The sequence below is a fragment of the Mycobacterium sp. genome (assembly GCF_050701675.1).
Classification (GTDB): domain Bacteria; phylum Actinomycetota; class Actinomycetes; order Mycobacteriales; family Mycobacteriaceae; genus Mycobacterium.
Genome location: NZ_JBOGDD010000700.1, coordinates 1 through 6,860 on the forward strand (window position 1 = coordinate 1; position 6,860 = coordinate 6,860).

Consider the following 6,860-nt stretch of genomic DNA (forward strand, 5'->3'; position numbering starts at 1 on the left):
GGCCTGCCCATGGAGCGGCCGCCTCCAGTTGTGCCGCGAGCTGCAACAGGACCGTCTCATCTCTTGCCATCAGCTGAACACCGATCGGCAGCCCGTCGGACGTCACGCCGAGCGGCAGTGAGATCGCCGCCCAACCGGTGACGTTCGCCATCGTGGTCCAGCCCGTCGTCGCGAACTCGACGTCGAAGAACTTCCGCGTGGTGCCGCGCGGTTGATTCAGCAAGCCGTAGGGCGGCGGGGGAGTGAGCAGTGTCGGCACCAGCAACACGTCGTGGGCGGCCATCCCCGCAGCGAAGCGGCGGGTCTGGGCGTGGACCGCTCCGATCGCCTCCGCGTATGCGACGCCGGTGGTGCTGAACCCCTCCCGCATCATCACCCAGGTGCTCGGCTCGAAGTCGTCCTCTTCGGGCTCGCGGCCGAGGTGACGCGTCGCGAAGGCATGCAGTTCGGCGTTGCTGACGGTGTGTAGCACGGCGATGGCGTCCGCGACCACGTCGGGATCGAACGTCGGCGCGCCGGTGTCGACGTGGTGTCCGAGCTCGTCGAGCAAGCGGGCAGAGGACTCGACGGCGGCGACGACGTCCGGATGCGTTGGCGTCCCTGGGAACGGCGAGTCCGTGGTGGTCAGGATCCTCCTGCCCGCGGGCCGTTCGGCGATGGCCTCGAGGAACGGCGTCCCGGGACGGGGTGTCGAGTACGGGTCACCGATGGCCTCTCCGGCGATGACGTCGAGGAGGGCGGCGCTGTCGCGTACGGTGCGGGTCAACGCGTGACCGTTGACGAGGCCCTCCATGCCCTGGCCACCGTCGGGTGCGAACGAACTGCGGCCACGACGCGGTTTGAGCCCGACCAACCCGCAGCACGCTGCGGGCACCCGGATGGAGCCGGTGCCGTCCCCGCCGGACGCCGCGGGCACGATGCCCGCCGCAACGGCCGCGGCCGACCCGCCACTGGACCCGCCGGGGGTGACGTCGGGAGACCACGGGTTGATCGTCGGGCCGAACAGCAGTGGCTCGGTGGTGCAGTGGTTGCCCCATTCGGGGGTGTTGGTCTTGCCGAACACGACGAGCCCGGCGTCGAGGTACCGGTCCACGATCCATGCCGACCCGGTCGCGACGTGTGTGCGCAGCGCCCGCGAACCCATCGCCTCTGGCGTCCCGGCCAGGGCTGCCCCCAGGTCCTTGAGCAGGAACGGGACTCCGGCCAGGGGCCCTGCGCTTCCGGCGCGCAACACCCCGGCGTCGTCGAGCGCCCTGGCCTGGGCTCGACCCCGGTCGAACAGGTCGGTGATGACGGCATTGAGCTGTCGTGCGGCGTCGAGCCGGAAGATCGCGGCCTCGAGTAGTTCGACCGCGGTCAGCTCACCCGACGCGGCGAGTGCGGCCTGACCGATGGCATCGATTTCTGCCAGCTGGCCGGCGTGTAGGGAGTCCATTAGTGCGGATCATGAAGCCTGACATCGGTTTCGGCAACTCGACGGCGCTAGTTCGACTCCTCGATCGAGTCCGGCTTCTTGTCGACGACCCGGGTCTTGTAGAGGCTGGCGAAGGTCGTGATGATCAGGGTGACGACGATGACGCCGAGGCTCAGCAACGTCGGAATCTCCGGCACCGGCACGCTCTCGCCACCGTTGATGAACGGCAGTTCGTTCTCGTGGAGCGCGTGCAGCACCAGTTTCACGCCGATGAAGAACAGGATGAAGGCGAGGCCCTGAGACAGATACACCAGCCGCTTGAGCATGTCGCCGAGCAGGAAGTACAGCTGTCGCAGTCCCATCAGCGCGAAGACGTTGGCGGTGAACACCAGGTACGGCTCCTTGGTGAGGCCGTAGATGGCGGGGATCGAGTCCAGCGCGAACAGCAGGTCGGTGGTGCCGAGCGCCACGATAACCAGGAACATCGGCGTCATCAGACGCTTGCCGTTGTTCTTGATCCAGAGCTTGAGGCCGTGCCACTCGTCGGTGAGGCTCAGGTGGTTGCGGGCGAACTTGACGACGGTGTTCTCCGCGTCGTCTTCGTGGTCGGTGTCGCGCACCAGCTTGGCCGCGGTGTAGACCAGGAACGCGCCGAAGATGTAGAAGATCCAGGAGAACTGCTCGATCGCCACCGCGCCGAGGGCGATGAAGATGCCACGGAAGACGAGCGCCAGGATGATGCCGACGAGCAATGCTTCCTGCTGGTACTTCTTGGGCACGTTGAAGCTCGCCATGATGATCAAGAAGATGAACAGGTTGTCGATCGACAGGCTGTATTCGGTCAACCAGCCCGCGAAGAACTCGACGCCGAACTGGCTGCCGTGCGAGTACCAGACCCAGGCTCCGAAGGCCACGGCCAGTCCGATGTAGGCCGTCAACGCGATCGCGCACTCGCGAAACGTCGGCTCGTGGGGCCTGCGTGCGATGAAGATGATGTCGAACAGCAGGACGGCCATGGTCACCCCGAGGGTGACGATCCATTCGATCTGCGTGACTTGCATAAAAGTGACTGCCTCCGGACGTCGACAAAACGGCCGAGGTCTCTGCCATCGCACGAGGTGCGATTCACGGCACCGGCTGCCCAACGATGGACAACGTGATGACGACGCCGTGACGAAGGAATACTCCCCTCACCGGACAGTCTGTCAGAAGACTGTGGGCGGCGGGAAATCGAGCTTCGCGTTTGCGGTACGCATATGGTGTCAACCACCGACGGCGATTCGAGGTAGTGACGGTGATCTTGGACCTACTGAGCCCCAGCGTGGAGATCGGCCTGGTGACCACGAACCTCGACGCGATGGTCGGGTTCTATGAGGGGTTCCTGGGGCTCGAGCCGCAGGGTGAGATCGAATTCGCCGACGGATCGCAGCGCCGCTACGCGTTGGGCGCGAGCGTCGTGAAGCTCGTCAGCTACGCCACGCCGCCACCGCTGCCAGCGGCTCCAGGCGGCGGCCGGGCGCAGGCGGGGCTGCGGTACTTCACGATCGGTGTCCGTGACCTCCGCGACGTCGCCGCCAAGGTTGAAGCCGCGGGCTACGAGATCGTCGAGCCTCCCACCGAGTTCGCGCCGGTGCCCGGCATGGGGTGGATGTTCATCGCCGACCCCGACGGAAACTCCATCGAGTTGTTCGGGACGCTGTAACCCGATGTCGGAGGCAAGCAGCGATGTCTGGGAGGTGATGTCGACTGCCCGCACGATGCGTCGCTTCTCGACACGTCCCGTCGGCGACGCCACCATGAACCGGTGCCTCGAGGCGGCGACGTGGGCGCCGTCGGGGGCCAACGCGCAGGCCTGGAGGTTCGTCGTGCTCACCTCGCCCGAGCAGCGCGCCGTCGTCGCGAGGGCCGCGGCCAACGCCCTGGAAGTGATCGAGCCGGTGTACGGCATGACCCGCCCCGCCCCCGACGACGACAGCCGCTCGGCCCGCACCAACCGCGCCACCTACGAACTGCACGACAGGGCCGCGGAGTTCGTCTCCGTGCTGTTCACGCAGAAATGCTTCCCGACGGCCTCCGAACTCCTGCTCGGCGGCTCGATCTTCCCGGCCATGCAGAACTTTCTGCTCGCCGCAAGGGCGCAGGGTCTGGGCGCCTGTCTCACCAGCTGGGCCTCCTACGGGGGCGAGCAGCTGCTGCGGGAAGCCGTTGGCGTGCCGGATGACTGGATGCTCGCCGGACACGTCGTCGTGGGCTGGCCGAAGGGTCGACACGGCAAGGTGCGCCGCCGCCCGCTGCGCGAGGCCGTGTACCTCGACCGCTGGGGCCAGTCCGCGACCGGCATCGTCGGTGCCCCTCGACCGGATGAGGCCTCGGGCCGGCGATATCTTGCCGTACGGGCCGTCCGTCGGACCGGTCTCAGTGCGCCGCCCCGCTGCGCAGTTCCTCCCAGGACGCTTCCTGGCCAGGGCGTTCGAAGGCGTCCCGGCTGGCGTCCGTGAACTCCTCGACGGTCATTGCTGCGTGGCCGGTGATCACCTCGACGAGGTTGTCGGCGCCGGCGAAGATGCCGTCGCGGTAGTCCCGCGCCACGTTGCTCAGATGTTGGATGAGAAACGGCGTAGCGCCCTGCACGGCGAGCACCCGACCGAAGGTCGCGATGTCGACCGGCTCGTAACGGACCGGGATGCCCAGGGTCTTCGAAATCCTCTCGGCGATCTGATCGTGGTTCAGCTCGACCGGCCCTCGAAGCGGGTAGATCTGCCGGTCATGCGGTGCCGGATTGGTCAGGATGGCGGCGATGACGCGGCCTTGATCGCTGCTGGTGATCGGCGCGTGACGGCCATCGGCGAAGGGCAGGCGCAGCGTTGCCAGGTCGTCGCGCCGTGACCACTGCCAGATGAGCCAGTCGGCGAAGAACGTGGGCCGCAGATGGGTGGTGATCATCGCGGTGCGATCCCACACCCGCTCGCTCAACCAGTGCTGCTGGGCAGCGTGGCTCTTGGCATCTCGCCTGGCGGAGATCTGGGACATGTTGACCACCGCGCGCACCCCCGCTTCGCTGGCAGCCTGGGCGAAGATCGTGGTGGCGTCCAACAGCCCGCCAGGGTCGATCGGGTAACAGAAGTACGCGGCGGTGACGCCGGCCATCGCCGAACTCACCGCGCCGAAGTCCAACAGATCCGCTTGGACCACGTCGGCGCCCAGCTCGGCAAGACGCTCCGAGCGCTCGTCTCGAGTGTGGACGAGTGCCCTGACTGACGCACCCTGTGCGCGAAGGAGTTCCACGGCGTACGACCCGGTCTTGCCGGTGGCCCCGGATATCAGGTAGACGTCGGCGCTCACTGCTCGGCACCCGTCAGTCGTCCATTCATCTGTGTACTCCATTCATCGTCGGTAAACCGATCTGTGTACTCAACGGGTCCGACGCTACAGATCCTTTCCGTAAATGTAAACCGATCTGTATACTCGGACGATGACCGCTGTTTCCGACACTGTGCCGACGGCTCGAGGCGGTGGCGAGGTGCGGCAGCGCATCTTGGCGGCCGCGGCCGACTTGTTCTATCGCGACGGCATCATCGCGACGGGAGTTGACCGACTGTCCGAGCAGGCATCGGTGTCGAAACGCACGTTCTACAAGTACTTCCCGAGCAAGGCCGACCTGGTTGAGCACTATCTGCGCGATCTCGAGGACGGGAATGGCTACCCGATGGAGCGCGCGCTGGGCCGCAACGAGGAGCCCCCACGGCAACGGCTGCTCGGACTGTTCGACGGTACCGCGTCAGATCGGTTGCGGGGCTGTGCATTTCACAACGCCGCCGTGGAGGCCCCCGGCACCATGCCGAACGTCGAAGGCGTCGTGCATGCCCACAAGCGCGCCTTCATCGAACGCCTCGTCACCGTCGCAGCAGAAGCGGGAGCCCGGGATCCACGGCGGCTCGCCAACCAGATCGCGGTCGTCTTCGAAGGAGCGGCGGCGCTGTCCACCTCGCTGAACGACGTAGCCCCGTTCGCGGCCGCCCGGTCCGCAGCCGAGACGTTGATCGACGATGCGCTGACCGAGAGGCGGACCAGGTGAGAACGCTGATCGTCGGAGCGGGAGCCACCGGGGGCTACATCGGCGCCGCCCTGGTGACCGGCGGCCGTGACGTGACCTTCCTGGTGCGCCCTGCCACGCGTTCGCGGCTGGCCGCCGAGGGCCTGCGGATACGCGATCCACACGGTGCGTTCACCGCGACGCCGGTGACCGCGGTGACCCGCGACGAACTCGACGGCGCCTATGACCTCGTGCTGATGGCCGTTCGCAGCGACGTCGTGACGGCGGCCATCGACGACATCCTTCCGGCCGTTGGCACCACGACTCGGATCCTTCCGATCATCAACGGAATGGCGCATCTGTCGGAGCTGACCGAGGCGTACTCGGAGGAGCTCGTTCTCGGCGGTACTGCCAGGCTCGCGACGTCTCTTCGCGCCGACGGCGCCATCGACGAGGTGCAACCCGGCGTCCACTTCGAAATCGGTCGGCTCGACGGTCGCCGAACAGAGGTCGTCACCGCGATCGGAGCTGAGCTGGCCGCACCCGGCATCACCGTCACGATCGCCGACGACATCGTGTCCGCGATGTGGAACAAGTTCGCCTTCATCACCGCGACCGCAGTGCTCACCTGCCTCCTCGGAGACGTCATCGGACCCATCGCCCGCACGCCAGGCGGTACCGACGTAGCTCGGCATGTCCTTGCCGAAGTGGGGACCGTTGCCGCCGCGGAGGGACATCCACTGCCGGTCGGCGTGCACGCGGCGTTGGAAACCCTGCTCCTGGATCCGACGTCGCACTTCGGACCGTCGATGTTCCGGGATCTGCGTGCCGGACGCCCCGTCGAGACGGCAGTCCTTGCCGACCTGGCCAAGCGCGCTCGACGGCATGGGGTGGCCACGCCCTTGCTCGACGCCGTCCTCGTCGTCCTTGGCCTGCAGGCCCAGCGTCTCACCGCGGCTCGGCCGCCTTCGTAGGACCACTGTGTCGCGCCATGATCGCGTCCCGCGCGGCAGCCAGCGCCTCACGTGAGAGGTCGGGGTCACTGGCCGCCGTTGCTCTCGCAATGGTGATCGCGCCGACCAATTCGGCAAGCACTGACATCGCCTCACGATTCAACGCCTCGGGGTCTTCGGCGTCGGTCAAGGTCGATCGGATGGTCGCGAGCAATGCCCCGATCCCGTCACCATAGGCACCCTGCAGCCTGCGGTCGCCCCGTGCGGCGTCGGCACTCAACGCGACCGAGGGGCAACCACCGTTCGGGGTGTCCCGATGAGCCGTTGCGAGAAACATCTCGACGATTCCGGTGAGACCCGCGCGACTCGCGCTCTCCGCGAACCGCTGGGCGGATTCGACGAAGGCGGTCTGCGCCACCTCGGCGATCAACGCATCCTTGGACTCGAAATGGCGGTAGAA

Annotated in this window: 7 protein-coding genes and 1 pseudogene; 4 read left to right on the plus strand and 4 right to left on the minus strand. The window is 66.9% G+C overall.

What is annotated here, in order from left to right; all coding sequences use genetic code 11:
* Window positions 1–1,435 (minus strand): amidase (locus ACRDUX_RS21505; RefSeq protein WP_526416297.1); only part of this gene is annotated, 1,435 nt, incomplete at its 3' end.
* Between the two features lie 47 nt (window positions 1,436–1,482).
* Window positions 1,483–2,475: a TerC family protein gene (locus ACRDUX_RS21510; protein WP_526416299.1), complete on the minus strand. Its 993-nt coding sequence runs from the start codon at window positions 2,473–2,475 to the stop codon at window positions 1,483–1,485.
* Window positions 2,476–2,702: 227 nt separating this feature from the next.
* Here ACRDUX_RS21510 and ACRDUX_RS21515 point away from each other — a divergent pair, with 227 nt between their 5' ends.
* Together ACRDUX_RS21515 and ACRDUX_RS21520 are read left to right on the plus strand one after the other, a co-directional pair.
* Entirely contained in the window at window positions 2,703–3,116 is a 414-nt protein-coding gene (locus tag ACRDUX_RS21515; protein ID WP_526416301.1) for a VOC family protein, read from the plus strand.
* 4 nt (window positions 3,117–3,120) lie between these two features.
* Window positions 3,121–3,759 (plus strand): annotated as a pseudogene (locus ACRDUX_RS21520) (nitroreductase family protein); the annotation flags it as partial.
* Window positions 3,760–3,829: 70 nt separating this feature from the next.
* Here ACRDUX_RS21520 and ACRDUX_RS21525 read toward each other — a convergent pair.
* Entirely contained in the window at window positions 3,830–4,756 is a 927-nt protein-coding gene (locus ACRDUX_RS21525; RefSeq protein ID WP_526416303.1) for an NmrA family NAD(P)-binding protein, read from the minus strand.
* Window positions 4,757–4,886: 130 nt separating this feature from the next.
* Between ACRDUX_RS21525 and ACRDUX_RS21530 the strand changes: the two genes are divergently transcribed.
* On the plus strand, window positions 4,887–5,489 hold the full coding sequence (locus tag ACRDUX_RS21530; protein ID WP_526416305.1) for a TetR/AcrR family transcriptional regulator: 603 nt from the start codon (window positions 4,887–4,889) through the stop codon (window positions 5,487–5,489).
* Complete coding sequence (locus tag ACRDUX_RS21535) at window positions 5,486–6,421, plus strand: ketopantoate reductase family protein (RefSeq protein WP_526416307.1); 936 nt, start codon at window positions 5,486–5,488, stop codon at window positions 6,419–6,421. Before ACRDUX_RS21530 ends, ACRDUX_RS21535 begins: the two co-directional genes overlap by 4 nt.
* On the opposite strand, the gene ACRDUX_RS21540 is transcribed toward ACRDUX_RS21535, so the two are convergent.
* Window positions 6,396–6,860, minus strand: a 465-nt coding sequence (locus ACRDUX_RS21540; RefSeq protein WP_526416309.1) for a hypothetical protein, incomplete at its 5' end; no start/stop codon positions are given. The genes ACRDUX_RS21535 and ACRDUX_RS21540 overlap by 26 nt on opposite strands.

Coding starts and splice junctions, on each gene's coding strand:
- ACRDUX_RS21510 (WP_526416299.1), bottom strand. CDS start 2,475: ATGCAAGTCACGCAGATCGAATGGATCGTCACCCTCGGGGTGACCATG.
- ACRDUX_RS21530 (WP_526416305.1), top strand. CDS start 4,887: ATGACCGCTGTTTCCGACACTGTGCCGACGGCTCGAGGCGGTGGCGAG.